Raw genomic sequence first — 25,798 nt, 5'->3', positions numbered from 1 at the left:
TTTAATTTTCGTAGTATGACTATTTTTTTTGTTAAATCGGACTAGGACAAAAGAAAAAAGTTCAAAGGAGGACGATTATTGCTGCTATTATTTACCTTGAAAACTAAAAATAAATAAACTTATGGGAAGGAAAATGAACGATGAAACAGGAAATAATTCTATTTTATGGCTTATCACTAAAAGCGGAAAACTTACAGAAACAGATTGAAAAAATTAGAAAAAAAGGATTCTATTCAAGTGATACTGAAGGACAAGGTCCCTGTGATATCAGAGAGTACAATAATCATTTTTCATCGATTACATATGATCACCCAAAAAATCCGATGAATCTTGAATACTTAAAAGATTTTTCAATAAATTGGAAAAAATATATTTCACCATTTAAAGATTGGTGGCCTTTATGGTCTTACTATTTTCAACGCACACAAGATACTGAAAAAAATAAAGTAATCAATTTTAATCCTGGGCTACATGAAGCTACGGAAAAAAATATAGAACATCTATGTAAGAAAAATTGCAAATATACAGGACAGCTGATTGTTAGAGGTTGTAAAATTGGATTAGACAGTGCAAGAGATAATGAAAATGTAACCATTTATTATTGTATTGATGGTTTAGATATGAAACGTATTATAGAAAAAAAAGATAAAAAGGCTTTCACTCCTAAAGAAATTCGCTATCTCTTTCGCAATTGGAAAGATTTTGAAGGAAAGGTACATTTTTTTGAAGATGGATATGAAGTGCCTGCACCTTGGAAAACATCTCCAAATGAATGGGAAAGTTATAAACCAAAAAGTTGGCAAACGTTGAATGAACAACCACCCTTTCAAAAGAATCAAGTGAAACCAGAAACAATCAACCAACGAATATGTAGACAAAAGTATCTAAATGAAATAAAAAATAAATTATTTGAGCTAAAAGTAGCAGAACAACCATCCTTTAAAGAAAATCAAGTGAAGCCAGAAACAATCAACCAACGAATATGTAGATAAAAGAATTTAAATGAAACAATAACAAATAACTTAGCTGACCTTAAAGTACAAGCAAAGAAGATGGCAAAAAAAGAAATAGACTTGATTGTACGATCATCAAGAAATTAAACAAAGGATTTTTTGTTCCTACACTATAAGAGAGGGCATATATTTATATTAAATAATCGTTTAATTATCAATGGTAAATTCTATTATAATGATATGAGTACATAAGCAAATAAGGAACAACTTTCATCAAAAAAGCATGTGAAATAGTAGTTAAAATAGTTTATAAAAATAAGGTATTGAAACAGAGTCATCATTTGAATGTAAAGTTCTTGAAAATTCTCGTCTCGTTTAGCCAACAAATTCCATCTTTTTACAACCAATAATTTCTCTATTTTTCCAATTTATGGTATCATCATTTTGTTAGTTATTAAAAAAAGTATAATTTTGAAGGGACGTCACTATGCAAGTATACGGAATTGATGCAATTATTCGAATCGTGAGTCATTTAGCTTTTATTTATCTGGCTTTCTGGTCGTTGCGGTCACTGCGAATTGAGATGTTTTTTAAAAAAATGCATGATACGCAAATTCGAATGGCGATTGTATTCTTCTCTATTTTTTTAGGATATACTGCCAGTAATTTCTTCTTAGAAATTATTGCATTGTGTCGAAATCTTTTCGTTAGCCTGCAGTAAAAAAAAGGTACTATAAAAAAAGGTACTATTTTAATAAAAGAAATGATATAATAGAAAAGATTTTGAGTCTTTATAGCTCATTGGAATTTTTTGGGGGGAACAACATGGAAGAGATCATCGTCAAAGGTGGCAAACAATTGAATGGAACAGTAAAAATCGAAGGAGCTAAAAATGCTGTTCTACCTATTTTAGCTGCTAGTTTGTTGGCTGAAGAAGGAACAACCGTTTTAGACAACGTTCCAATTCTTTCTGACGTCTTCACTATGAATCAAGTGATTCGTCATTTAAACGTAGATGTAGTGTTTGATGAAGACAATAATCAAGTAACGCTTGATGCGTCAAGACAATTAGAAATCGAAGCGCCATATGAATATGTGAGTCAAATGCGTGCTTCTATCGTTGTAATGGGACCATTACTTGCTAGAAATGGTCATGCAAAAGTTGCCATGCCAGGGGGATGTGCGATTGGGAAACGTCCAATTGATTTACATCTTAAAGGATTCCAAGCATTGGGTGCGAAAATCATTCAAAAAAATGGCTACATCGAAGCTATTGCGGATGAATTGATCGGTAACACGGTCTATTTAGATTTTCCAAGTGTTGGAGCCACTCAAAATATCATGATGGCAGCAGTAAAAGCTAAAGGAACAACGATCATCGAAAACGTCGCTCGAGAACCTGAAATTGTAGATCTTGCAAATATTTTAAATAAAATGGGCGCAAATATCTATGGTGCTGGTACGGAAACGATGCGTATCGAAGGAGTCGATCATCTGCATGCAGTGAAACACGCAATTGTTCAAGACCGGATCGAAGCAGGTACCTTTATGGTAGCAGCAGCGATGACTGAAGGAAATGTCTTGATCGCAGATGCAATCTCAGAACATAATCGTCCGTTGATTTCTAAATTAATTGAAATGGGTGCAACGATCACTGAAGAAGAAGGCGGCATTCGAGTTGTTGGTCCAAAACATATTTTACCAACTGACGTCAAAACAATGCCTCATCCTGGTTTTCCGACAGACATGCAAGCCCAAATGACTGCTATTCAGTTAGTCGCTGAGGGAACGAGCATGGTGACTGAAACAGTTTTTGAGAATCGTTTCCAACATTTGGAAGAAATGCGCCGTATGAACGCCCATGTGAAGATTGATGGAAACGTAGCGATTATGGACGGGAATCATGAATTACAAGGTGCTGAAGTTTATGCAACAGATTTACGAGCTGCTGCAGCATTAGTACTTGCTGGTTTAAAAGCAAATGGCATAACACGCGTTCGCAATCTTAAATACTTAGATCGTGGTTATTATCAATTCCATATTAAATTGCAAAACTTAGGTGCAGATGTGGAACGTGTGGCAATCGATCAAACGCCCGCTGATAAAACAGCTCAAGTCACTGTTTAAGGACGTGATAAAATGAGTAGCCAACGGTATATTTTAATCACATTGGTGAAGATTTTAGTTGTCATACTATTACTGATTCTTTTATTTATAGCTGGAACAATGATTGGATACGGGGTTATCGGTGGTGGAAATCCGTTTAAGGTTTTTCAACCAAGTTTGTGGCTGCACATCCAAGATTTTTTCAGATAAAGAGTTGTGTGAAAATGATAGTGTAAGCAAACAAAGGATTTCTTAAAACGAATTTTCGCTTTTGAGAAGTCCTTTTTTATTGTGAGTCATTCCACTGTTTGGCAGATTATTGCTCCTTTGAACAGTCGTTTGTCATGAATAGGAGAATGAGGAGCAAAGCTTTAATAATGAGGTGATGAGATGAAAAAAATCTTAGTGGCTATTGTCCGTTTTTATCAACGGTTTATTTCTCCTGCTTTCCCACCTAGCTGTCGGTACTATCCTACTTGTTCAAACTATATGATACGTGCGATTCAAGTACACGGTGCATTTAAAGGAACGCTGATGGGGACAGCACGCATTTTGCGTTGCCATCCATTCGTAAAGGGCGGAATCGATTACGTACCTTTAAATTGTCAATTGACACGTAATAAGAAAGATAAAGAGATGCCTAATTATGATGAAAAATAAACAGTCAGGTAAGACCGAGCATTCTGGAGAAAAAAGTATCGTCGCATTAGATCAATCAACTTTACCTTGGTCATTATTGTTGGATGCAGATCCTGAAGAGGAAAACGTCCAACGATACATTGATCAAGGGTCTGGTTTTATATGGAAAGCAGAAAACGACATTCAGGGAGTGATCGTTTTTCTCACAAATAAATTAGTGTTTGAAATAATGAATTTAGCTGTAGCTCCAAAAGTTCAAGGTCAAGGAATCGGCTACGCGTTGCTTACCCATACACTAAAAGAAATGAAAAAGTTAAAAAACACTCAACAACAAGTCATTATTCGGACGGGGAGTACGTCATCAGCAGCTTTACAACTGTATAAAAAAATCGGCTTCCTGGAAATCTCTAGAGAAAAAGATTATTTTGACAAAAATTATAAACAGCCAATCTATGAAAATGGCCAACGTTTACGAGATCAAGTAACTCTAGCAAAGAAAATTTGAACTCATCCATAAAAAGGCTTTCAAAATACTGTGGCTTGACTTAAAATAAAAACAGTATGAGAAAAGGAGACAAATAAATGATGGGTATTTTAGTTTTTGATTTTGGTGGTTCCGCAGTAAAATATGGCTATTGGAATGGACAAGCGCTTGAAGACACCAGCCAATTTCCGACTCCTAAGACATGGGAAGAAATGAAAGCGCATTTAAAACAGGTATTCCAAACGTTTGTAAAACAGAAGGCGATTGAAGGCGTAGCAATCAGCGCACCTGGAGTAGTGAATCAGGAGAAACAGCTGATTGAAGGGATTAGTGCCATTCCTTATATCCACGGATTCAATATTTTTCATGAACTGGAAGAACTCTTCCATTTACCAGTGACGATCGAAAATGATGCTAATTGTGCTGGAATGGCTGAGTATTATGAAGGCGCAGCGAAAGAATATCAACATGTAGCATTTGTTGTACTTGGGACTGGAGTAGGTGGGGCAATCTTTACCCAAGGACAACTAAATAAAGGCGCTCATTTGTACGGGGGAGAATTTGGCTTGATGTTCTTAGAAGGCAATCAAACATTTAGTAAGCTTGGTACAGCAGTTCAAATGGCTTGGCGTTACTGTGACCGTTTGGGAGTTTCACGTACGACTTATAGCGGAAAAGAAGTCTTTGAACGAGCAGAACAAGGGGATGAACTAGCAAAAGAAGAGGTAGATAATTTTTATGATTATTTAACAAAAGGTTTGTTTAGTATCCAATTTTCGATTGATCCTGAAGTCATCGTGATTGGTGGGGGGATCTCTGCAAAAGCAGGGTTATTAACAGAAATCAATCAACGAATGAAACAATTAACTACTGATTTAGAACTAAATGACTTTGATCCTAAAATTTTATTATGTGATTATCGAAATGATGCAAACTTGATTGGAGCAGCTGCCAATTTCACCGCTCAACGTGAAGGTTTAGTTCAATGATGCATAGCGTTGAACAAAACTTTTAGACATATGGTAGGCATTCCATGATTGAATATGATAAACTATCATGGAGGTGGAAAAAGATGTCAAAAAAAAATAAAGATATTGAAGTACGTATCGAAGAAGTCAAAAAACAAATCAAAGGAACAACTTATGATGTGACTCAGTTATTTATTGGTAAAAAAATGATTGGGGAAATTTTGGCTTATGGACCAAAAGAATTTGAAATTTTTTTTGGTGAAGAAGATTTTGGGAAAGAAAAGAGTCTTGAAAACGCGATAGAAACAGTTATTCGTCACTGGAATCTACACGAATAAAAAAATATCAAAAAAATTTTCAATAAGGGGTTGCAAAAATCTGGAAAATTAGGTATTATAACTAAGTCAGGTTGATACAAACCTTTCGGAGGAGTAGCGAAGTGGCTAAACGCGACGGACTGTAAATCCGTTCCTTAGGGTTCAGTGGTTCGAATCCACTCTCCTCCATTTCATTGGGGTATAGCCAAGCGGTAAGGCAAGGGACTTTGACTCCCTCATGCGTTGGTTCGAATCCAGCTACCCCAGTAGTACGGAGTGATCTATTAAGATCACTCTTTTTTTGTGTGAAAACAGCTTGTTTCTTGAAGATTATCAAGAAATAGGCTAGAGTGAATAGTAGATAGATCAAAAAAAGGGGGCAGTAAAATGAAGTGGAAAGAAAAAGTAGATGAGACTGCAGAGAAAATCTATGATTTGATTAAGTCGGAAAAGTATCAGGTAGAAGTCCGGTTACCGAAAAAATCAGAAAAAGCGATACAAGTGAAATCAAAGCGTCCAACCAATCACACAAAAAAATGGCTTTCAAAAAACCGTTAAGAATAACACAATCTCTAAAAAACAGTGATTTTGCTGTCTTTTGGAGATTTTGTTATTTTACAAAATGATTTTCAATCCTTCCACTTGGATTAAAGAGGAAGGACACACATTTACTTACATAAACTTTTGGATAAAATAATCGGGTTGGCAAATGATTGATCGACAATTAGTCGAGCAAAAGAAACTTTTTCCTTTTCAGTTGTGAACCAGGTATATACCAGTTATAATAAAGGAAATGAAAGGGCGGATATACGTTATGTCGAATCAACTACCAGTCTATATACAAATCCATGATCAGATCAAAAGTGAAATCGAACAAGGTATTTGGAAAATCGGTGATCGCCTTCCTTCTGAAAGAGAATTGGCAGTGAAATTCAATGTTAGTCGAATGACTTTGCGTCAAGCCATTCAAAACCTGGCTGATGAAGGGATTTTGGAAAGAAAAATTGGCTCAGGTACATATGTAGCAAGAGAAAAAGTCCAAGAAAAGATGTCTGGTGCGACCAGTTTTACTGAAATTATGGAATCACAGAATCGAGTACCCTCTAGTCGGACAATCTCTTATTTTTTAACTTCCCCAAGTTCTAGTGAAATGGAGAAGCTGCAACTGGAAAAAGACGAAACGATTCTTCGTATGGAACGAATTCGTTATGCTGATGATATACCAATCTGTTTTGAAGTAGCCAGTATCCCGCAAAAGATTATTGCAGACTATAGTAAATCTGAAATTACCAATTCTCTTTATCGGGTACTCGAAGAGAAAAGTGGGCATAAGATCGGGGCAGCTAATCAAACAATCACAGCCATTCTTGCTTCAGAAAAAATTGCAGAATATTTAGAAGTAAAAAAAGGAGATGCTGTGTTACGTTTACGCCAAACTTCTTATTTTGATGACGGTACCCCATTTGAATATGTTCGTACGCAATATGTAGGGAATCGTTTTGAATTTTATTTAGAGAAATAAAAGAGGGACACGAAACAGTCCAAATAAAGAAGAGCCTGAGACAAGTTTTGTCCTAGGCTCTTCTTTTTTGATTTCGAGATCAGCGGATAGAGTGATTACTGGTCAGCTTCTACCAGTTGTTCATGATAGGAAATTGGACCATCTGTAAATTCCACCTGTCCATTCAATAATTCAACGACTGCTGTTTTAAATGCAGTAACTTCTTTTTCTACAATCAAACAGTGAACCGTGACTTTGTCTGTGTAGATCGTTTCTTTTATAGGAATATGTTTCAACTCAAGCATATTTTCTAATTTACCTAATTGCGGATAGGTGATATGGACAGCTATTTCTTGCTGTTGTGTTCCTTCAACGATCCCGATTTCAATTAGTGCGTGAGAAACAGCCTGTGTATAGGCACGAATCAAACCACCGGTACCCAATTTTGTCCCACCAAAATAGCGTGTGACGACAGCGACCACATTGATCAATTCATTTTTTTTTAGTACTTCCAGCATTGGGACACCTGCCGTACCACTAGGCTCACCGTCATCACTACTGCGTTGAATTTCATTTTTTTCACCGAGAACGAAAGCACTACAGTTATGGTTTGCTTTCCAATGCTCTTTTTTCATTGCCTGAATAAACGCTTTAGCTTCTGCTTCCGTTTCAATTCGTTTCATAGAGCAAATAAAACGAGATTTTTTGACTTCGATTTCTGCTTGACCGTCTGCTTGGATGGTTCTATAACTATTCAGCGTGATGCTTCCTCCTTACAAGTAGTTGATAATAGTCAAAGTATAATGAATTATTCCTTTAGTTTCAACACTTATAATACTTGAGTAATGAAGAGAGTCTATGGGATAATAGAAGAAAGAAAGGTGAGATGGGGATGAAAGAACGCATAAAAAAATATGACGCCATCACCCAATATTTAAAAAATAACGGGGGATCACAGGTTACTTTAACATTTACACAGATCGACGAACTTCTTTTTCCAAGTTATGGGCTCCCTAAATCAGCTAGACAAAGCACTGATTGGTGGGCAAATGATTATAAGCACCCAGAAAAAGGAGCATATGGCTGGATCAATGCTGGCTACGAGGTTGTGGTGATCAATTTAAAAAAAGAATATGTTGTGTTCAATCAATTAGTTAAATCGAGTTGGCTATTCGACTGATAAGAAAACGTTGACATTATCTTGCTTTTTTGTATAATAATCACACAAGCAAAAAAAGAAATCGTTTGCAAAAGTTAAAAGAATGGAGAGAGTAAAATGACTAAAAAAACAATCATGCTCGTATGTTCTGCTGGGATGAGTACCAGTTTACTTGTAACAAAAATGCAAAAAGTTGCTGAAGAACAAGGAATTGATACGGATATTTTTGCCGTATCAGCTTCTGATGCCGATAACCAGCTAGCTTCTAAAGAAGTTGATGTTTTGCTGTTGGGTCCACAAGTCCGCTTCATGAAAGCTGATTTTGAAAAACGTCTAGAGCCAAAAGGAATCCCATTAGATATTATCAATATGGCAGATTATGGGTTGATGAATGGCGAAAAAGTATTACAACAAGCCATCCATTTAATTGAAAACAAATAAAGGACAGAGCATACTACGATGTTCATATCGGAAATAAGCCGAAAAATCCAACGAATAGGGCGCCTATTCAAGGATTTTTCGGCTTATTTTTTATACCAACCGTTTCAAATAACCATTTCTTCTCAAATTTTTTGAAGAATGGACTGATGTAGCGTATCTTCTTTTAGGGGATTAGATGAAAAAAAGTAGTTTATGCAGTTTATATGGTAGACGATTACTTACGAGAGACTTGTTAGAATGGTTCGATGATCGTTTTGAACAGATTCGCTATCAGAAACTAGCCGCCATTCATTTACAAGGGAATTGGCTAAAATGTAATCGGTGCAACAAGCGAACAAAAATAGGTAAAATAGAGAAAAATCAACCGATCTTCTTTTGTCCTGTTTGTCTTTTTTTAGGTCGTTGTGACAACACACAAGAATTATTTTTATTTGAACAACCTGAGTTGCCGAAAAGAAATGTCTGTTTTACTTGGACAGGAAAGTTAACGCCAACTCAACAAGCGATTTCTACGAACTTGGTCACTGATGTCTCGGGAAAACAGCACATGATTTGGGCTGTGACAGGAGCGGGAAAGACTGAGATGCTTTATGAAAAGGTCATAAAAACGTTAGAAAAAGGTGGACGAGTCGCATTAGTTTCACCTAGGGTTGATGTGTGTAACGAACTTTACCTGCGTTTTTGTGGCGTTTTTCCAGAAGAAGACATTGTCCTGCTTCATGGAAAAAAGAAAGAAGCCTATCGCTTTAGTCCATTCGTGATTGCGACTACGCATCAGCTGTATCGTTTTTATCAGGCGTTTGATCTGTTAGTCGTCGATGAGGTGGATGCGTTCCCTTTTGCAGGAGATCCTGGGTTAGCTTATGCTGTTGAAACTGCAATTAAACCAAAAGGAACATTTATCTATTTAAGTGCGACACCTAATGAGCAGCTACTGAAAAAAATCCGTTCAACCTTTTTGATCCATCAATTGCCACTTCGCTTCCATCAACGGTTATTGCCTGAACCACATTTGTTTTTTTGGAATGACTGGCCGAATAAATGTTTGAAAGAAAAAAAACTTCGACCACTTTTGAAGTGTCTAAACATGCTGCTCCAACAAAATCATGTCTTATTATTTTGTCCGTCGATTGACTTGATGAATCGATTAGCCTCACTGTTAAAGCGTTGTTTACCCATGTACCGTATTACCGATGCATCCGCAAAAGATCCAAACCGTTCAGAAAAAGTTCAGCAAATGAGAAAGCAACAATATGATGTGTTACTTACTACAATGATTTTGGAACGTGGGGTAACATTTGCAAATGTGTCAGTGATCGTCTTAGGCGCTGATCACCGTGTTTTTACTAAATCTTCCCTTGTACAAATCGCTGGTCGAGCCGATCGAAAGGGAGATTTTACCAATAGCCAAGTCTATTTTTTCTATGAAGAACTGACAAAAGCTATCAAATTAGCCTGTCGTGAGATCAAAGAAATGAATCGTCAGGGAAAAAAGCAGCTTGCTATGAAAAATAGTGAGCCTAGAGGAGAAAAAACACATGAATCGTTGTAGTTATTGTCAAAAACAAGTCATCCGAAATTTGAAGATCAGCGAGATTCTTGGATTGGGAAAGATTCTTCCTCAAATTTGTGAGGACTGTTCAAATTTGTTTCGTCCGATAAATAAACAGCAAAGCTGTCGAACTTGCCAGAAAGAACTGCCTGGTGATATTACGTATTGTGAAGATTGTATTGCCTGGAAAAACGCCTATCCCAATTATGATTTCAGTCATCATGCTTGTTTTTACTATGATTCAGCCTTCAAAGAATGGTTAAAGCGCTATAAATTTATGGGAGATGTCCGACTGGCAGGTACATTTGCTAAACAGTTGCAAATAATCCAACAAGAATTTAGCGATTATCAAATCTGTCCAATCCCACTAGCCACTGCACGTTTAAAAGAACGTGGGTTTAATCAGGTCATTGAAATGTTGAGAGTAGCTAAAATACCTTATCGTCAACTGCTGACTCGCTCTGATCATTCACTTCCACAATCCCAAAAAACACGTCAGGAACGTTTAAAAACTACCCAACCTTTCAAATTAGCTGTTGTTCCAACGATCATCAAAGGGAAAAAAGTATTGTTGGTAGACGATGTCTATACGACGGGGCAAACCCTTTTCCATGCTGCTTCTTGTTTATTGCCACATGCTCCTGAAAAAATCCGCACCTTTTCGCTAGCTCGATAAATAAATGAAAAACGAATGTCCTTGATAGCGATTTAGTTTGCAAATGGATTAGAGTTCGATATAATGGTAGTAAGAAGAGGGAAAGAGTGGTCCTTCTCCTTCTTGATTGTGGTAGACGAAAGGGGTAATTTTTATGTTTAGATACAATGTACGCGGTGAAAATATCGAAGTAACTGAAGCGATTCGTGACTACGTTGAGAAAAAAGTAGGAAAACTTGAACGCTATTTCAGTGATGCACCCGATGCTACAGCACATGTAAATTTAAAAGTTTATACTGAAAAAACAGCGAAAGTGGAAGTAACTATTCCATTACCTTATCTTGTATTGCGTGCCGAAGAAACATCACCTGATCTTTATGCAAGTATTGATTTGGTAGTTGACAAATTGGAACGACAAATCCGCAAATTCAAAACAAAAATTAACCGTAAATCTCGCGAAACCGGTATGAACACAGCCGATGCAGCGGTATTATTCAATAACGAAGCTGACGATGCCGATCATGAAAATGATTCTGAATTAGACATTGTCCGCACGAAACGTTTATCACTGAAACCAATGGACAGTGAAGAGGCTGTTCTACAAATGAACATGCTTGGTCATAATTTCTTTATTTTTGAAGATGCAGAAACCAATGGTACAAGTATCGTTTACCGTCGTAAAGATGGCAAATACGGTTTGATTGAAACCGACTGATAAATAACAATTAGAAAAAGCAGTAAAAAGCTTGTGGCAAACCCTTCACGGTTTGCCACAGCTTCTTTTTTGTCTACGTCAGAAATTGTGAATTAATTGTGAATATATTACATTAATTGTGTTAAGATATTTCAATTATCTAGAACTAATGATAAAATAGAAACTAGAATCTACATAATCTGGATAATATATGTAAAAAGGAGATTATACAACGCATGGCCAATTTTATTCGTTCGATTATCGAAAATGATAAAAAAGAACTAAAACGTTTAGATCGTATTGCTAAAAAAGTAGAAGATCATGCTGACGAAATGGCAGCATTAACAGATGAACAATTACAAGCAAAAACAGCTGAGTTTAAAGCTCGCTATCAAAATGGGGAAACTTTAGATCAATTATTACCGGAAGCCTTTGCGGTAGTTCGTGAAGCTGCCAAACGAGTGTTGGGACTTTATCCTTACCATGTACAATTGATGGGGGGGATCGTTCTTCACGATGGAAATATCCCAGAGATGCGTACTGGTGAAGGGAAAACTTTAACAGCGACAATGCCGGTTTATTTGAATGCATTGACGGGAGAAGGCGTTCACGTCGTTACTGTCAATGAATACCTGGCTACTCGTGACTCCTCTGAAATGGGCGAATTATATAACTTTTTAGGTTTAACAGTTGGCTTGAATATCAATTCAAAATCAGCGGACGAAAAACGAGATGCTTACAATTGTGATATTACCTATAGTACCAATAATGAATTAGGTTTCGACTATCTAAGAGACAACATGGTCGTTTATCGTCATCAAATGGTTCAAAGACCATTGAATTATGCGATTGTCGATGAAGTCGATTCGATCTTGATCGATGAAGCAAGAACACCGTTGATTATTTCAGGTCAAGCTGAAAAATCAACAGCTTTATATACAAGAACAGATAATTTTGTGAAACGTTTGAAAGAAGAAGAAGATTATAAAATCGATGTGCAATCGAAAACAATCAGCTTGACTGAAGCGGGGATCGAGAAAGCCGAAGAAACATTTGGCTTAGAAAATCTATATGATATTGAAAATACTGCCTTAACCCACCATCTGGATCAAGCATTGCGTGCCAACTATATCATGATCTTGGATATTGATTATGTGGTCCAAGATGGAAAAGTCTTGATCGTTGACCAATTTACTGGTCGTATCATGGATGGACGCCGCTATTCTGATGGATTACATCAGGCGATTGAAGCAAAAGAAGGCGTAGAGATCGAAGACGAAACGAAAACGATGGCGACAATCACGTTCCAGAACTATTTCCGAATGTATAAGAAACTGTCAGGTATGACTGGTACAGCAAAAACAGAAGAAGAAGAGTTTCGGGAAATCTATAATATTCAAGTTTGTCAAATCCCAACAAATCGTCCAGTCATTCGTGACGACCGACCTGATTTGTTATATCCAACATTGACTAGCAAGTTCCAAGCGGTGGTGCAAGACATCAAAGAACGTTACCGCAAAGGACAACCTGTTCTTGTCGGAACGGTAGCAGTGGAAACTTCAGAATTATTGTCTGATATGTTGAATCGTGAACGTATCCCACATGAAGTATTGAATGCGAAAAACCACTTCAAAGAAGCGGAGATCATCATGAATGCTGGTCAAAAAGGTGCGGTGACGATTGCAACGAATATGGCCGGACGTGGTACAGATATCAAGTTGGGACTTGGTGTCAGAGAACTAGGCGGACTAGCTGTTATCGGGACAGAACGTCATGAATCACGTCGTATCGATAACCAATTACGTGGTAGGGCTGGACGTCAAGGAGACCCAGGGATGTCTCAATTCTATCTTTCATTGGAAGATGATCTAATGAAACGATTTGGTTCTGAACGGATCAAAGCATTCTTAGATCGCATGAAAATCGGTGAAGAGGATGCAGTGATCCAAAGTAAGATGCTGACAAAACAAGTGGAATCAGCACAAAAACGTGTCGAAGGAAATAACTACGATACTCGTAAAAATGTCTTACAATACGATGATGTAATGCGAGAACAACGCGAAGTTATCTACAAACAACGTCAAGAAGTCATCATGGAAGAAACAAGTTTGTCTAAACCAATGATGAATATGATCAAACGTACGATCAGTCGGGTAGTAGATGCACACACACAACTAGAAAAAGACAACTGGAACCTTGAAGGAATCGTTGATTTTGCGGGTAGTACATTAGTCCATGAAGACAGTATCTCGATCGATGATCTTAAAGGGAAAGAACCGCAACAGATCAAAGAATATTTAAATGAGTTAGCACAAGAAGTATTTAATACGAAAGCTAACCAGCTCAACGGACCTGAACAATTACTAGAATTTGAAAAAGTAGTCATTCTACGAGTAGTGGATTCGAAATGGACCGATCATATCGATGCTATGGATCAATTACGCCAATCAATCGGTCTTAGAGCATATGGACAAAACAATCCATTGGTTGAGTATCAAACAGAAGGATACAAGATGTTTGAAGAGATGGTTGGAGCGATCGAATATGAAGTGACTCGTCTCTTTATGAAAGCTGAGATTCGTCAAAATGTTCAACGGGAGCAAGTGTCAACCGGCGAAGCAGTTCAACCAACTACCGGTGATGCAAAAGAAAATAGCAACACAAGTGCCAAAAAACAACCGGTTCACGTGAACAAAGTAGGCAGAAATGATCCTTGTCCATGTGGTAGCGGGAAAAAATATAAAAACTGTCATGGAAAAGATGAGAACTAATTTTTGACAGCTAGCAGATAAGATTGGTGAGATCGGTTCTTTTTGATTAAGAATCGACTCACCTTCTTTCTGTTATGAAGCGTTTCTGTTAAACTAAAGTGGTTGAATAAAACATAAAATAATGTAGATAGAAAGAGGGAAGTTTATGGAGATTTCAGAAATCCGTAACTTATTAGCTGAGATGGAAGAAAAGGTCACAAGTTTCAGGAGGTCTCTTTGACTTAGATCGGTTGGAAGAAGACATCGCTGAAGCTGAAGCCAAAATGGCAGAGCCTGGTTTTTGGGATGATAGCGAAGCAGCACAAAAAGTGATCAATGAAAACAACACAAATAAAGAAACGTATGATCAATTCAATGCGTTAGCTGAAGAATTAGAAGAGTTAGCCCTAATGGTAGAAATGTTGCAAGAAGAACCAGATGCACAAATGCAACAAGAAGCAGAAGATAGAATCCAACTATTAGACGAAAAAATGAAGACTTATGAATTAGCCATGCTTTTAGATGGTCCATATGATCGCAACCATGCAATAGTCGAACTTCACCCTGGAGCAGGGGGTACAGAATCCCAAGACTGGGGAAGTATGTTGTTACGCATGTATACACGTTGGGCAGAACAACATGGCTACCAAGTGGAAACATTGGATTACCAAGCAGGGGATGAAGCAGGAATAAAAAGTGTGACTTTACTGATCAAAGGGCATAATGCATATGGCTATTTAAAATCGGAAAAAGGTGTCCACCGTCTTGTTCGGATCTCCCCATTTGATTCAGCCAAACGGCGCCACACTTCGTTTTGTTCGGTCGATGTGATGCCAGAACTAGATGAAACGATTGATGTTGCGATCAACCCAGATGACTTGAAGATCGATACGTATCGAGCAAGCGGTGCTGGAGGACAACATATCAATAAAACAGAGTCTGCCGTTCGGATCACTCATCTTCCAACAGGAACGGTCGTAGCTAGTCAAGCGCAGCGTTCACAATTAAAAAACCGAGAACAAGCAATGAGCATGTTGAAAGCGAAATTGTATCAACTTGAGGTTGAAAAGAAAGAACAAGAAGCTGCAGCATTGCGTGGGGAGCAAAAAGAAATTGGTTGGGGTTCACAAATTCGTTCCTATGTCTTCCATCCATATTCAATGGTAAAAGATCACCGGACAAACGTAGAAACTGGTAATGTTCAAGCTGTAATGGATGGCGATTTAGACTTATTTATTGACGGATATTTAAAAATGCACCTCTAAATAGTTGACTTTAATTGAAATAAAATTGTAAGATTTTGAAAGCAAGATGAAACATTACCATGCTATAATGGTGAGAGACTGAGAAAAGATATGGAGAGAACGCCATGATTGAAATGAAGGATGTCATGAAAAAGTACTCAAATGGTACGACTGCAATCCGAAATTTATCGGTTGTTATCGATCAAGGAGAGTTCGTTTATGTAGTTGGTCCATCAGGGGCTGGGAAATCTACATTCATCAAATTGATGTATCGAGAAGAAAAAGCGTCAAAAGGAACCTTAAATGTTGCTGGTCATGATTTAATGGCAATCAAAAACAAAGATGTTCCTTACTTACGCAGAGAAATCGGGGTAGTTTTCCAAGACTACAAACTGTTGCCGAGAAAAACAGTTTACGAAAATGTCGCTTATGCGATGCAAGTAATCGGTAGAAAACCACGAGATATCAAAAAACGTGTGATGGAAGTGTTAGATCTTGTTGGATTGAAACATAAAGTGCGTGTTTTTCCAAGTGAGCTATCTGGTGGGGAACAGCAACGGGTATCGATTGCCCGTGCAATCGTAAATACGCCGAAAGTATTGATTGCTGACGAACCTACAGGAAATCTAGATCCGGAGAATTCTTGGGAGATCATGAAGTTATTGGACCGAATCAATGCTCAAGGGACAACGGTCGTTATGGCAACCCATAACAGTACGATCGTGAATACAATTCGTCATCGAGTGATCGCCATCGAAAATGGACGAATCATACGTGACCAAGCGGAAGGGGAATATGGATACGATGATTAGAACCTTTTTCCGACATTTATTAGAGAGTATCAAGAGTTTAAAGCGTAACGGCTGGATGACTGTCGCTTCAGTGAGTGCCGTGACGATCACATTAACATTAGTTGGGGTGTTCATGGCTGTGATCATGAATGCAACGAAACTAGCCGAAGATATCGAAGGCAACGTAGATGTTTCTGTTTTCGTTGATATTGGCACGAATGAAAAAGATATGAAGACTCTTGAAAAACAATTAAAAGAGATTGATCACGTCAAAAGTGTCAAATTCTCAAGTAAAGACCAAGAGTTGAAAAAGATCCAGGATGCTATGGGGAATTCATGGAGTTTATTTGAAGGAGATAACAACCCGTTATATGATGTTTATGTCGTTCAAACGTCAGAACCTTCTTATACGAAACAAGTATCTCAAGAAGCCGGAAAATTAGCGAATGTTTCTCGCGCGGATTACGGTGGAACGTCTTCAGATAAAATTCTTAAGCTTGCAGGAACTGTTCGAACATGGGGCTTAGCTGCAGCAGCATTATTATTGTTTATTGCAATGTTTTTGATTTCAAATACAATCAGAATCACGATCTTATCTCGCCAAAAAGAAATTCAAATCATGCGATTAGTTGGTGCCAAAAACGGCTACATTCGTTGGCCATTCTTTTTAGAAGGTGGCTGGATTGGTTTGATCGGTGCAATTATTCCGGTATTGCTGATTACATTTGGGTACCAAGAAGTATTCCGAATGCTTAACCCTTCATTATTGCGCTCCCACTATTCCTTGATCCAACCACAGGATATCGTGTGGAAAATCAACGCTTTGATGGCTGGGATCGGAATCATTATCGGTTCATTAGGATCAATTATTTCGATGAGAAGATTCTTGAAGTTTTAATTCATTTCCATCGTTTCACCATATGAAAGGATGGAACGAGTTGTTTCAAGAAGATCCAACAACTTTAAAGTTTAAATGGATGATTCAATGAATCAGCAGACAGAAATTCATTTTTCTGTCTGCTTTTTTAGTTGAGATTGGGACAAAACTCGTCTCAGTATCTTCTAGTATCTCTGAAAACGAATAAACGGCGTTCAAGAAGCAACTCCTCAACAATAAGCGAGGAGCTAAACGCTTCTTTCACAGCCTCTTGCTAAACGGTGTTCAAACATCAGCTCCTTGAAATAAGCCTGAATTTTTCAAAACATGAGGAGCTGTTTCAAAAAATTCTTTCTTATTGTCATCAGAGCTACCCGATGTTTTCACGACCTCTGATTCACGGCGTTCAAGAAGCAACTCCTGAACAATAAGCGATGATTTTCTAAAATATGAGGAGCTATTTTAAAAAATCCTCTCTTATTCGCTCGGAGCTAAACGCTTCTTTCACAGCCTCTTGTTCACGGTGAGACAAAAGCAGCATCTTCGGAAAATTTGCCGAAATTTACCAAAAATTTGAGAAGCATCAAGTAGGTAACAATCAACATCAAAAACTAGTTTTTGTGTTTCTTGTCAATTTTCGGAAATTCCTTCTTATTTCTTGAGGCTAAACACTTTTGTCTCAACCTTTTTGTAAAACGCTATCATTTTTTTGTCTCATAATATAAAATAAAAAAATAATATCAAGTAAATGATCAATAGGAGGAACGATGTTACCATCAATAATAACAGTAGAGAAACTTATGGAAATAATCGAGTTACCAAAGGAAGTGCAACATGAGCTAACACAAGTCATTTCACAATTAGAAGAAAATGAATTAATTACTAGTGGAAAACGGTTATTGGAAGTAACCAAGGCAGAGGATGAAGCCAAACGATTGTCCGAAGTGTATCAAGGAGAGACCATCAAAGAACTAGCTTTTCATCTTTATGCAGCAAGTATGAGTTGGGAACGTGTTTATTTGCCACGTCAAATCCCTTTTGAGATATATCAAGAGACTATGCATGCGTTCACACGTTTTTTAGAAGAATCTAAGAGAATCAATCATTTCTATCAATTTGATCGAGGTTTTTGGACATGGCGCTTTGTTTGTGGGTTGGAATTTAGAATCAACCAATTAGAATTTGAGATGGTGACACCTCCTCATAAAAATAAAGTCCCTGAATTAGCAGAGAAAGGCTACATCTCCATTCATATTCCATCGGATGCTGATATGACTTATTCCATCATTGCTAAAAATTATGCAGAAGCAAAAAAATTTATTACGAAGTATTTTCCAGACTATCGCTCAGCGTCTTTTATTACAGATACGTGGTTGTTGTCTCCTAAATTGAAAGATTGGTTAAAGTCAGATGCAAATCTAAATTTATTTGCGAACGATTACCAAATTTTATTGTCAGAACCAAATAAAAACGAAGGTGTATTTTGGATTTTCAATACGATTTCTTCCGATGTTACGAGTTATCCGGAGAAGACTTCCCTTCAAAGAGCAGCAAAAAAAGAAATGTTACAAGGAGGTCATATCGGTTCAGCAGTAGGTATTTTAATTCATTGAGATCAGTATCTGTCTGATACTTTCACTTTACTTTAAAAAACATCTCGGCTATTCTTAAGTAGGTGTAAAAGTGAAGAGGTGAGCCATGAGAGTAGTTGTTGATAATTTTTTTACGATCATCTTAATTGCGAATATCTTATTATCAATTGTCATTGTTTTTCGTGAACGAAAAGAAACCGCTCAGACATGGGCATGGTTGTTAGTATTAATGTTTATTCCGATTGTCGGTTTTCTTTTATATATTTTTTTTGGCAGAGGTATTTCACAAGACAAGATCTTTGATTTGAAGATCCAAGGGAAAATCGGGAAGAACTTGGAAATTGAAGAAGACAAACAAGCCTTGATGCGAGGACTTTATCCGCATCCACCAACAGGACAAGTTGATGTCAAGCAACTAATCTATATGCTGACAGTGTTTGAAAGTACATTGTACACAACTGGAAATGAAGTGACTTTATTTACGGATGGACGAGAAAAATTTGATGCATTGATTGAAGACATTAAGCAGGCAAAAGATCATATCCATCTACAATATTATATTTATCGGGGCGATGCTCTGGGTAAGGAAGTGCGTGACGCGCTGACTGAAGCAGCTCAAAGAGGGGTCAAAGTCCGTGTATTATTAGATGCTTGGGGATCTACCCAAGTAAATGCAAAATTTTTCCACGAATTACAGGTAGCTGGTGGTGAAGTCGCTTTTTTCTTTCCACTATTTGTCCCTTATATCAATCCACGAATCAATTATCGAAACCATCGGAAAATCGTTGTCATTGATGGGAAAATTGGTTATACTGGTGGATTTAATGTAGGAAACGAATATTTAGGAGAAGTTTCAAAGTTTGGTTATTGGCGAGACAATCATTTGCGAATCTATGGGGAAGCAGTTTATGCGCTACAAAATCGTTTCTTGATGGATTGGAACTCGCAGCACGTGAAAGAAGTCAGCTATGCACCAAAATTTTTCCCAAAAATTGATTCTGTAGGCACTTTAGCACTTCAAATCGTCACAAGTGGCCCAGATTCTGAGCATGAACAAATCAAATTGACTTATTTAAAAATGATTTCATTAGCAAAAAAAGAAATATTGATTCAAACGCCTTACTATATCCCAGATGAATCCATTCATGAAGCATTGAAATTAGCCTTGCTTTCTGGTGTCAAAGTTCAGATTCAGATTCCCAATAAACCTGATCATCCGTTAGTCTATTGGGCAACTTATTCTTTTGCAGCAGAACTAATCGAATATGGTGCAGTGATCGAAACCTATGAAAATGGGTTTATCCATGCTAAGACCATGATCATTGACAGTGGAATAGTTTCAATTGGTTCAGCAAATATTGATGTCCGTTCATTCAAATTAGACTTTGAAGTGAATGCGTTGATTTATGATGAAGGAATGGCGACTCACGTAAGAAAAGCTTTCTTTGCTGATTCAAGAAAGTCACAACTGTTAACCAAAGAACGCTATGAAAATCGAGGATTTATCATCAAATTAAAAGAAGGTTTGGCACGATTGATCTCGCCATTATTATAATTGCTACTTCCATTTAATCAAAAAGGACATGAGGGAGGCGTCTAAGACGTCAGCTCATGTCCTTTTTCTGTCGGGGCCATTTCTGTAAACTGTCAGAAATGGAGAAAGCGTCTCACAGGAACAAAACTAACTTTGGGGTACTTCTTGTTTTTGGGGAAAGCAAGAAATAAGTTAGATAATGTTTGATAAAGAGACACATTTCAAAGCCAGTATAGCATAGAATAACCTAATGAGATAGTGTTTTTTTATTAATAATCATTATTTTTGTTATTTTATAATTTTAATTCGTTTTCAAGTATTTTGTTAAATGTTAAAATGAACTTACTTTAGGACTGAAGGAGATTTCTAAATGAAAAAATTAAAATTACTTTTACCAATAATAGGATTAACTATTCTTTTATCAGGTTGTTCAAAATGGATCGATCGAGGAGAATCCATTACAGCTGTCGGGTCTTCCGCATTGCAACCATTAGTTGAAACAGTCGCTGAATCTTTTCAGGCTGCAAACCCTGGGAAATTCATCAATGTTCAAGGAGGGGGAAGTGGAACTGGATTATCTCAAGTCCAATCTGGAGCAGTAGATATCGGGAATTCTGATTTATTTGCGGAGGAAAAATCTGGAATCGATGCATCTGCTTTAGTTGATCATCGGGTGGCTGTAGTTGGGATCACACCGATCGTTAACAAGGAAGTGGGCGTTAAAGACATCTCAATGGAAAACTTACGGAAGTTATTTACGGGTGAAATTACCAACTGGAAAGAACTTGGTGGGAAAGACCAACCAGTGGTTATTTTAAATCGTGCATCAGGAAGTGGGACACGTAGTACTTTTGAAAAATGGGTCCTTGATGGAGAAACGGCGATTCGTGCGCAAGAACAAGATTCAAGCGGAATGGTGCGACAAATCGTTGCAGATACTCCAGGAGCAATTAGTTATGTCGCTTTCTCATATGTAACCAACGATGTGGCTACTTTGAGTATTGATGGTGTAGAGCCAACCGATGACAACGTTACGACCAATAAATGGATCATTTGGGCTTATGAACATATGTATACAAAAAATCAACCAAAACAGTTAACGAAAGAGTTTTTAAACTACATGCTATCAGAAGAAGTTCAAAATAATATCGTAGGTGAATTAGGTTATATTCCGGTTTCACGTATGCAAGTAGAACGTGATTGGGAAGGAAATATTGTAAAATAATCATCTTTACACAATCTTTACAAACTTCGCATAAATTTTACATGTTATTAAACTCAAATTGATGTTCGCTTTGTACACTGTATAAGTATGTTAAACCTTACTGGGGGGGAATCATCTGTGGAAGATGTGAAAAAAGTATTATTAACAAAATCAAAACGTTCAAAAATGGAGCAGCGTGGTAAATTCATCAGCTTCTTATGTATCGCCTTGATCGTTCTAGTAGTAGTAGCCATTTTTTATTTTGTTGCAAGTAAAGGATTAGCGACCTTTTTCGTTGATAAGATCAACGTATTTGATTTCTTGTTTGGAACGAATTGGAATCCTGGACAAATTGGTGCAGATGGTAAACCGATGGTCGGGGCATTACCAATGATCGCTGGTTCGTTTATCGTTACTTTTTTATCTGCGATCATCGCGACACCTTTTGCCATCGGTGCAGCGGTCTTCATGACAGAGATATCTCCAAAAAATGGCACAAAAATCTTACAACCAGTCATTGAACTATTAGTTGGTATTCCATCTGTTGTTTATGGTTTTATTGGATTATCAGTCATCGTACCATTTATCCGAAACATTTTTGGCGGAACTGGTTTTGGTATTTTAGCTGGGACATTTGTTTTGTTTGTCATGATCTTACCAACTGTGACGACTATGACAGTCGATGCCTTAAAAGCTGTGCCACGTCATTATCGTGAAGCATCATTAGCTTTAGGAGCTACACGTTGGCAAACGATCTATAAAGTCGTTTTACGAGCTGCTGTACCGGGAATCTTGACAGCCGTTGTATTTGGTATGGCACGTGCATTTGGTGAAGCATTAGCGATCCAAATGGTCATCGGGAATGCTGCCTTGATGCCAACAGGATTAACAACTCCTGCTTCAACATTGACATCGATTTTAACAATGGGGATCGGAAATACGATCATGGGAACAATTGAAAACAACGTGTTATGGTCATTAGCTTTGATCTTGCTATTGATGTCATTAATCTTTAATATCGTGATCCGAATGATTGGTAAGAAAGGGGCATTGAAATAATGAACGCAAAACGCTCTGATAAAATCGCAACGGGAGTCCTTTATGCAATATCGGGAATTATTGTATTGATCTTAGCTGCGTTACTTTTATATATTTTAGTTCGAGGAATTCCTCATATCTCTTGGTCATTTTTAACTGAACCATCAAAAGCCTATCAAGTAGGCGGCGGAATCGGTATCCAATTATTTAACTCGATTTATTTATTATTGATCACGATGATCATCAGTTTTCCGCTTTCTTTAGGAGCCGGTATTTACCTTTCTGAATATGCTGGTAAAAACTGGTTGACTGATGTTATCCGTACTTCAATTGAAATATTAAGCTCATTACCATCTGTAGTTGTTGGTTTGTTTGGCTTTTTAGTTTTTGTTATCCAATTCCAGTATGGCTTCTCCATTATCTCTGGGGCACTAGCTTTAACAGTTTTTAACTTACCTCTATTGACGAGAACGGTTGAAGAATCTTTACAAGCGGTGCATTACACACAGCGTGAGGCAGGGCTTGCATTAGGTTTGTCACGTTGGGAAACAGTGATTCGTGTAGTTGTACCTGAGGCAACTCCAGGGATTTTAACAGGAGTCATTTTAAGCTCAGGGAGAATTTTTGGGGAAGCAGCAGCTTTGATCTATACAGCTGGGCAAAGCGCGCCTGCACTTGATTTCTCAAACTGGAATCCATTGAGTGTCTCTAGTCCAATCAGTATTTTCCGTCAAGCTGAAACACTAGCTGTTCATATTTGGAAAATCAATACGGAAGGAACGATGCCAGATGGCGTATCAGTATCTGCTGGAGCATCAGCGGTCTTAATTATCGCAGTATTACTATTCAATTTTGGTGCTCGTGCGATTGGTAAACGTTTATACCGGAAAATGACTTCAGCTTAAGGAGAAGAAGTAAGATGAAAGAATATAATTGGAATGAAAGAAATATCATCACAATGGGTCAAAAAAAAGAAATTGCCCTTTATACAGATGATCTTCATGTTTGGTACGGTGACAACGAAGCGATCAAAGGTGTTGATCTGGAATTTGAAAAGAATAAGATCACAGCTTTAATCGGTCCTTCTGGCTGTGGTAAGTCTACTTATTTACGTTCGTTGAATCGGATGAATGATGGGATCGCAAATACTAAGGTAACTGGTAAAATCATGTACAAAGATGTCGATATCAATGCGCCACAAATTGATGTCTATGAGATGCGTAAGCGAATCGGAATGGTTTTCCAACGACCAAATCCATTTAGTAAATCAATCTATGAAAATATCACGTTTGCATTGAAGCAACATGGCGAAAAGAACAAGAAGAAATTAGATGAGATCGTTGAGACCAGCTTGAAACAAGCAGCATTATGGGATCAAGTAAAAGATAGCCTGGATAAAAGTGCTTTAGCCTTGTCAGGTGGTCAACAACAACGTTTATGTATTGCACGTGCGATTGCGATGAAACCGGATATCTTGTTATTAGATGAACCAGCCAGCGCACTTGATCCGATTTCTACTGGGACAGTGGAAGAAACATTAGTGAATCTAAAAGATGATTACACGATCATCATTGTGACCCATAACATGCAACAAGCAGCTCGTATCAGTGACTATACTGCCTTTTTCTACTTAGGAAAAGCGATCGAATACGATAAAACGAATAAGATATTTACTAGACCAAAAATTAAAGCGACCGAAGATTATGTATCGGGTCATTTTGGGTAAGACGGAGGATTCGTTATGACAAAAGAAATTATCTCATCAAAAGATCTTCACTTATATTATGGAAAAAAAGAAGCGTTAAAAGGAATCGATCTAAGCTTCAATCAAGGCGAAATCACAGCGATGATTGGTCCTTCTGGCTGTGGTAAATCAACTTATCTACGCTCATTGAATCGAATGAATGATTTGATACCGAGTGTGACGATCACTGGAAGTGTCCTATATAAAGGAAAAGATATCTATGGCCCTAAAACGGACATTGTTGAATTGCGTAAAGAAATCGGAATGGTCTTCCAACAACCAAATCCTTTTCCCTTTTCGATTTACGAAAATGTGATCTATGGGTTAAAACTAAAAGGCGAAAAAGATAAAAAAGTCCTTGATCAAGTAGTCGAAGAAAGTTTAAAGGCTGCATCTGTGTGGGATGATGTCAAAGACAAACTGCATAAAAGTGCCTTATCCTTATCAGGTGGTCAACAACAACGGGTATGCATTGCAAGAGTGTTAGCCGTCAATCCAGAAATTATTTTGTTAGATGAGCCAACTAGTGCGCTTGATCCTGTTTCTACTGGGAAAATTGAAAGCATGCTCTTGGAATTAAAGGAAAGATATACTATGATTATAGTTACGCATAATATGTCACAAGCTTCACGGATTTCTGATAAAACAGCCTTTTTCTTAGATGGGAATTTAATTGAGTTCAATGATACGAAAAAAATCTTTATGACTCCAGAAAAACAAGAAACGGAAGACTATATCTCAGGGCGATTTGGATAAGGAGGAAACGAAATGTTACGTACACAGTTTGAAGAAGAACTACTTAACCTTCATAATCAATTTTATGAGATGGGGATGATGGTAAGTAGTGCAGTGCATAAATCAGTTCGTTCTTATATCAAACATGATAAAGCACTTGCACAAGAAGTGATCGAAAATGATATTAAAATCAACGACATGGAAACACGTTTAGAGAAAAAAAGTTTTGAAATGATTGCTTTGCAACAACCAGTGACTACAGACTTACGGATGATTATTACCGTGATGAAAGCTAGTTCTGATTTGGAACGAATGGCAGATCATGCGGTTTCAGTTGCCAAATCAACGATCCGTGTGAAAGGTCAAACCAGAATCCCAGAGATCGAAAAAGAAATCTCTGATATGTCTGATTATGTCAAAAAAATGGTGGACAATGTGTTGGTTGCTTACGTCAAAACAGATGAAAAAGATGCTCGAACGATCGCAAATATGGATCAACGGGTCAATGATTATTTCAATCGCATCTACAATGCAACGATCAAAAATATGCAGTCTGATCCAGAAACAGTCATCAGTGGGACAGATTATCTAAATGTTGCCAGCTACTTAGAACGGATTGGCGATTATGTAACGAATATTTGTGAATGGATCGTGTATCTAGCTACAGGAAAAATCACCGAATTAAACTCAAATCATAACGAAATTTTCTAACTCTTGAAGATTGGAAAGTAACGATCAACGTGTGAGTTATAAGAAATAAGCCGAAAAATTCCAAAATAGGAAATATCCTAGGAATTCTTCGGTTTTTTTGTAACTTGAA

The 25,798-nt window shown here is 37.4% G+C and carries 28 protein-coding genes and 2 tRNA genes; 29 read left to right on the top strand and 1 reads right to left on the bottom strand.

The window, feature by feature from the left end; genetic code table 11:
* The first annotated feature begins 140 nt into the window (after positions 1–140).
* The 12 genes from IGJ11_RS09715 to IGJ11_RS09660 all read left to right on the top strand — a co-directional run bounded on the left by IGJ11_RS09715 (position 141) and on the right by IGJ11_RS09660 (position 6,989).
* Entirely contained in the window at positions 141–992 is an 852-nt protein-coding gene (locus IGJ11_RS09715; RefSeq protein ID WP_242697129.1) for a hypothetical protein, read from the top strand.
* A 448-nt stretch (positions 993–1,440) separates the two neighbouring features.
* Positions 1,441–1,674, top strand: coding sequence for a DUF1146 family protein (locus tag IGJ11_RS09710; protein WP_010718588.1), 234 nt, complete (start codon positions 1,441–1,443; stop codon positions 1,672–1,674).
* 104 nt (positions 1,675–1,778) lie between these two features.
* Positions 1,779–3,080, top strand: coding sequence for a UDP-N-acetylglucosamine 1-carboxyvinyltransferase (gene murA / locus IGJ11_RS09705; RefSeq protein ID WP_207431672.1), 1,302 nt, complete (start codon positions 1,779–1,781; stop codon positions 3,078–3,080).
* A gap of 12 nt (positions 3,081–3,092) precedes the next feature.
* Positions 3,093–3,269: a DNA-directed RNA polymerase subunit beta gene (locus IGJ11_RS09700; protein ID WP_010718586.1), complete on the top strand. Its 177-nt coding sequence runs from the start codon at positions 3,093–3,095 to the stop codon at positions 3,267–3,269.
* A gap of 180 nt (positions 3,270–3,449) precedes the next feature.
* A complete protein-coding gene (gene yidD, locus IGJ11_RS09695; protein ID WP_010718585.1) occupies positions 3,450–3,719 on the top strand; it encodes a membrane protein insertion efficiency factor YidD in 270 nt (89 codons plus the stop codon).
* A complete protein-coding gene (locus IGJ11_RS09690; RefSeq protein ID WP_438772536.1) occupies positions 3,706–4,203 on the top strand; it encodes a GNAT family N-acetyltransferase in 498 nt (165 codons plus the stop codon). Before yidD ends, IGJ11_RS09690 begins: the two co-directional genes overlap by 14 nt.
* Before the next feature lie 80 nt (positions 4,204–4,283).
* Positions 4,284–5,171 carry an ROK family protein gene (locus tag IGJ11_RS09685; RefSeq protein ID WP_207431749.1) on the top strand — a complete coding sequence of 296 codons (888 nt, stop codon included), beginning with the start codon at positions 4,284–4,286 and terminating at the stop codon, positions 5,169–5,171.
* 83 nt (positions 5,172–5,254) lie between these two features.
* Positions 5,255–5,488: a DUF2969 domain-containing protein gene (locus IGJ11_RS09680; RefSeq protein ID WP_010718582.1), complete on the top strand. Its 234-nt coding sequence runs from the start codon at positions 5,255–5,257 to the stop codon at positions 5,486–5,488.
* 87 nt (positions 5,489–5,575) lie between these two features.
* Positions 5,576–5,656: transfer RNA gene (locus IGJ11_RS09675), tRNA-Tyr, on the top strand.
* A gap of 6 nt (positions 5,657–5,662) precedes the next feature.
* A tRNA-Gln gene (locus IGJ11_RS09670) sits at positions 5,663–5,734 on the top strand.
* A gap of 120 nt (positions 5,735–5,854) precedes the next feature.
* Complete coding sequence (locus IGJ11_RS09665; protein ID WP_010718581.1) at positions 5,855–6,025, top strand: hypothetical protein; 171 nt, start codon at positions 5,855–5,857, stop codon at positions 6,023–6,025.
* A 256-nt stretch (positions 6,026–6,281) separates the two neighbouring features.
* A complete protein-coding gene (locus IGJ11_RS09660; protein WP_010718580.1) occupies positions 6,282–6,989 on the top strand; it encodes a GntR family transcriptional regulator in 708 nt (235 codons plus the stop codon).
* Between the two features lie 95 nt (positions 6,990–7,084).
* On the opposite strand, the gene IGJ11_RS09655 is transcribed toward IGJ11_RS09660, so the two are convergent.
* Positions 7,085–7,732, bottom strand: coding sequence for a YigZ family protein (locus IGJ11_RS09655; protein WP_053765692.1), 648 nt, complete (start codon positions 7,730–7,732; stop codon positions 7,085–7,087).
* 128 nt (positions 7,733–7,860) lie between these two features.
* Here IGJ11_RS09655 and IGJ11_RS09650 point away from each other — a divergent pair, with 128 nt between their 5' ends.
* The 17 genes from IGJ11_RS09650 (at position 7,861) to phoU (ending at position 25,689) form a co-directional block, all read left to right on the top strand.
* Complete coding sequence (locus IGJ11_RS09650) at positions 7,861–8,148, top strand: DUF7662 domain-containing protein (protein WP_010718578.1); 288 nt, start codon at positions 7,861–7,863, stop codon at positions 8,146–8,148.
* Between the two features lie 96 nt (positions 8,149–8,244).
* On the top strand, positions 8,245–8,568 hold the full coding sequence (locus IGJ11_RS09645; RefSeq protein ID WP_207431671.1) for a PTS sugar transporter subunit IIB: 324 nt from the start codon (positions 8,245–8,247) through the stop codon (positions 8,566–8,568).
* Between the two features lie 175 nt (positions 8,569–8,743).
* On the top strand, positions 8,744–10,120 hold the full coding sequence (locus tag IGJ11_RS09640) for a DEAD/DEAH box helicase (protein WP_207431670.1): 1,377 nt from the start codon (positions 8,744–8,746) through the stop codon (positions 10,118–10,120).
* Complete coding sequence (locus IGJ11_RS09635) at positions 10,107–10,796, top strand: ComF family protein (RefSeq protein ID WP_207431669.1); 690 nt, start codon at positions 10,107–10,109, stop codon at positions 10,794–10,796. The genes IGJ11_RS09640 and IGJ11_RS09635 overlap by 14 nt, the downstream gene beginning before the upstream one ends.
* A 133-nt stretch (positions 10,797–10,929) precedes the next feature.
* Positions 10,930–11,490: a ribosome hibernation-promoting factor, HPF/YfiA family gene (gene hpf / locus IGJ11_RS09630; RefSeq protein ID WP_010718572.1), complete on the top strand. Its 561-nt coding sequence runs from the start codon at positions 10,930–10,932 to the stop codon at positions 11,488–11,490.
* A gap of 215 nt (positions 11,491–11,705) precedes the next feature.
* Complete coding sequence (gene secA / locus IGJ11_RS09625; RefSeq protein ID WP_034699158.1) at positions 11,706–14,240, top strand: preprotein translocase subunit SecA; 2,535 nt, start codon at positions 11,706–11,708, stop codon at positions 14,238–14,240.
* 145 nt (positions 14,241–14,385) lie between these two features.
* Positions 14,386–15,484, top strand: a protein-coding gene (gene prfB, locus IGJ11_RS09620; protein WP_178243920.1) for a peptide chain release factor 2 whose coding sequence is annotated in 2 segments (ribosomal slippage) — positions 14,386–14,457 and positions 14,459–15,484 — 1,098 coding nt in all. Because the reading frame shifts where the segments join, the coding sequence is not laid out codon by codon here.
* A 104-nt stretch (positions 15,485–15,588) separates the two neighbouring features.
* Positions 15,589–16,275 carry a cell division ATP-binding protein FtsE gene (ftsE, locus tag IGJ11_RS09615; RefSeq protein WP_010718569.1) on the top strand — a complete coding sequence of 229 codons (687 nt, stop codon included), beginning with the start codon at positions 15,589–15,591 and terminating at the stop codon, positions 16,273–16,275.
* Positions 16,268–17,152 (top strand): permease-like cell division protein FtsX, encoded by an 885-nt coding sequence (ftsX, locus tag IGJ11_RS09610; RefSeq protein WP_278250225.1) that lies wholly within the window; start codon positions 16,268–16,270, stop codon positions 17,150–17,152. The genes ftsE and ftsX overlap by 8 nt, the downstream gene beginning before the upstream one ends.
* 746 nt (positions 17,153–17,898) lie before the next feature.
* Entirely contained in the window at positions 17,899–18,744 is an 846-nt protein-coding gene (locus IGJ11_RS09605; RefSeq protein WP_207431662.1) for an acyltransferase domain-containing protein, read from the top strand.
* An 85-nt stretch (positions 18,745–18,829) separates the two neighbouring features.
* Positions 18,830–20,278: a cardiolipin synthase gene (cls, locus tag IGJ11_RS09600; RefSeq protein ID WP_207431658.1), complete on the top strand. Its 1,449-nt coding sequence runs from the start codon at positions 18,830–18,832 to the stop codon at positions 20,276–20,278.
* Positions 20,279–20,627: 349 nt separating this feature from the next.
* Entirely contained in the window at positions 20,628–21,482 is an 855-nt protein-coding gene (locus IGJ11_RS09595; protein WP_010718566.1) for a phosphate ABC transporter substrate-binding protein PstS, read from the top strand.
* Between the two features lie 117 nt (positions 21,483–21,599).
* Entirely contained in the window at positions 21,600–22,520 is a 921-nt protein-coding gene (gene pstC / locus IGJ11_RS09590; protein ID WP_010718565.1) for a phosphate ABC transporter permease subunit PstC, read from the top strand.
* The gene (gene pstA, locus IGJ11_RS09585) at positions 22,520–23,404 is read left to right on the top strand and encodes a phosphate ABC transporter permease PstA (protein WP_010718564.1); all 885 of its coding nucleotides are present in this window, start codon (positions 22,520–22,522) and stop codon (positions 23,402–23,404) included. Before pstC ends, pstA begins: the two co-directional genes overlap by 1 nt.
* Before the next feature lie 14 nt (positions 23,405–23,418).
* A complete protein-coding gene (gene pstB, locus IGJ11_RS09580) occupies positions 23,419–24,225 on the top strand; it encodes a phosphate ABC transporter ATP-binding protein PstB (RefSeq protein ID WP_178305791.1) in 807 nt (268 codons plus the stop codon).
* Between the two features lie 15 nt (positions 24,226–24,240).
* A complete protein-coding gene (pstB, locus tag IGJ11_RS09575) occupies positions 24,241–24,999 on the top strand; it encodes a phosphate ABC transporter ATP-binding protein PstB (RefSeq protein ID WP_010718562.1) in 759 nt (252 codons plus the stop codon).
* A 12-nt stretch (positions 25,000–25,011) separates the two neighbouring features.
* Entirely contained in the window at positions 25,012–25,689 is a 678-nt protein-coding gene (phoU, locus tag IGJ11_RS09570; RefSeq protein ID WP_010718561.1) for a phosphate signaling complex protein PhoU, read from the top strand.
* The last annotated feature ends 109 nt before the right edge of the window (positions 25,690–25,798 follow it).

The sequence above is a fragment of the Enterococcus sp. DIV0691 genome (genome assembly GCF_051711145.1).
Classification (GTDB): domain Bacteria; phylum Bacillota; class Bacilli; order Lactobacillales; family Enterococcaceae; genus Enterococcus_B; species Enterococcus_B hirae.
Note: the sequence above shows the minus strand (reverse complement) of the source record. Positions and strands in the feature narration are given on the sequence as shown.

What these genes read in the sequence shown, in the direction of transcription:
- secA (WP_034699158.1), top strand. Translation starts at nt 11,706, where the DNA reads ATGGCCAATTTTATTCGTTCGATTATCGAAAATGATAAAAAAGAACTA.
- IGJ11_RS09690 (WP_438772536.1), top strand. Translation starts at nt 3,706, where the DNA reads ATGATGAAAAATAAACAGTCAGGTAAGACCGAGCATTCTGGAGAAAAA.
- pstB (WP_010718562.1), top strand. Translation starts at nt 24,241, where the DNA reads ATGACAAAAGAAATTATCTCATCAAAAGATCTTCACTTATATTATGGA.
- IGJ11_RS09680 (WP_010718582.1), top strand. Translation starts at nt 5,255, where the DNA reads ATGTCAAAAAAAAATAAAGATATTGAAGTACGTATCGAAGAAGTCAAA.
- IGJ11_RS09595 (WP_010718566.1), top strand. Translation starts at nt 20,628, where the DNA reads ATGAAAAAATTAAAATTACTTTTACCAATAATAGGATTAACTATTCTT.
- IGJ11_RS09635 (WP_207431669.1), top strand. Translation starts at nt 10,107, where the DNA reads ATGAATCGTTGTAGTTATTGTCAAAAACAAGTCATCCGAAATTTGAAG.
- hpf (WP_010718572.1), top strand. Translation starts at nt 10,930, where the DNA reads ATGTTTAGATACAATGTACGCGGTGAAAATATCGAAGTAACTGAAGCG.
- IGJ11_RS09645 (WP_207431671.1), top strand. Translation starts at nt 8,245, where the DNA reads ATGACTAAAAAAACAATCATGCTCGTATGTTCTGCTGGGATGAGTACC.
- cls (WP_207431658.1), top strand. Translation starts at nt 18,830, where the DNA reads ATGAGAGTAGTTGTTGATAATTTTTTTACGATCATCTTAATTGCGAAT.
- IGJ11_RS09685 (WP_207431749.1), top strand. Translation starts at nt 4,284, where the DNA reads ATGGGTATTTTAGTTTTTGATTTTGGTGGTTCCGCAGTAAAATATGGC.
- ftsX (WP_278250225.1), top strand. Translation starts at nt 16,268, where the DNA reads ATGATTAGAACCTTTTTCCGACATTTATTAGAGAGTATCAAGAGTTTA.
- ftsE (WP_010718569.1), top strand. Translation starts at nt 15,589, where the DNA reads ATGATTGAAATGAAGGATGTCATGAAAAAGTACTCAAATGGTACGACT.
- IGJ11_RS09660 (WP_010718580.1), top strand. Translation starts at nt 6,282, where the DNA reads ATGTCGAATCAACTACCAGTCTATATACAAATCCATGATCAGATCAAA.
- IGJ11_RS09605 (WP_207431662.1), top strand. Translation starts at nt 17,899, where the DNA reads ATGTTACCATCAATAATAACAGTAGAGAAACTTATGGAAATAATCGAG.
- phoU (WP_010718561.1), top strand. Translation starts at nt 25,012, where the DNA reads ATGTTACGTACACAGTTTGAAGAAGAACTACTTAACCTTCATAATCAA.
- pstB (WP_178305791.1), top strand. Translation starts at nt 23,419, where the DNA reads ATGAAAGAATATAATTGGAATGAAAGAAATATCATCACAATGGGTCAA.
- IGJ11_RS09700 (WP_010718586.1), top strand. Translation starts at nt 3,093, where the DNA reads ATGAGTAGCCAACGGTATATTTTAATCACATTGGTGAAGATTTTAGTT.
- pstA (WP_010718564.1), top strand. Translation starts at nt 22,520, where the DNA reads ATGAACGCAAAACGCTCTGATAAAATCGCAACGGGAGTCCTTTATGCA.
- yidD (WP_010718585.1), top strand. Translation starts at nt 3,450, where the DNA reads ATGAAAAAAATCTTAGTGGCTATTGTCCGTTTTTATCAACGGTTTATT.
- IGJ11_RS09650 (WP_010718578.1), top strand. Translation starts at nt 7,861, where the DNA reads ATGAAAGAACGCATAAAAAAATATGACGCCATCACCCAATATTTAAAA.
- IGJ11_RS09665 (WP_010718581.1), top strand. Translation starts at nt 5,855, where the DNA reads ATGAAGTGGAAAGAAAAAGTAGATGAGACTGCAGAGAAAATCTATGAT.
- murA (WP_207431672.1), top strand. Translation starts at nt 1,779, where the DNA reads ATGGAAGAGATCATCGTCAAAGGTGGCAAACAATTGAATGGAACAGTA.
- IGJ11_RS09710 (WP_010718588.1), top strand. Translation starts at nt 1,441, where the DNA reads ATGCAAGTATACGGAATTGATGCAATTATTCGAATCGTGAGTCATTTA.
- IGJ11_RS09640 (WP_207431670.1), top strand. Translation starts at nt 8,744, where the DNA reads ATGAAAAAAAGTAGTTTATGCAGTTTATATGGTAGACGATTACTTACG.
- IGJ11_RS09715 (WP_242697129.1), top strand. Translation starts at nt 141, where the DNA reads ATGAAACAGGAAATAATTCTATTTTATGGCTTATCACTAAAAGCGGAA.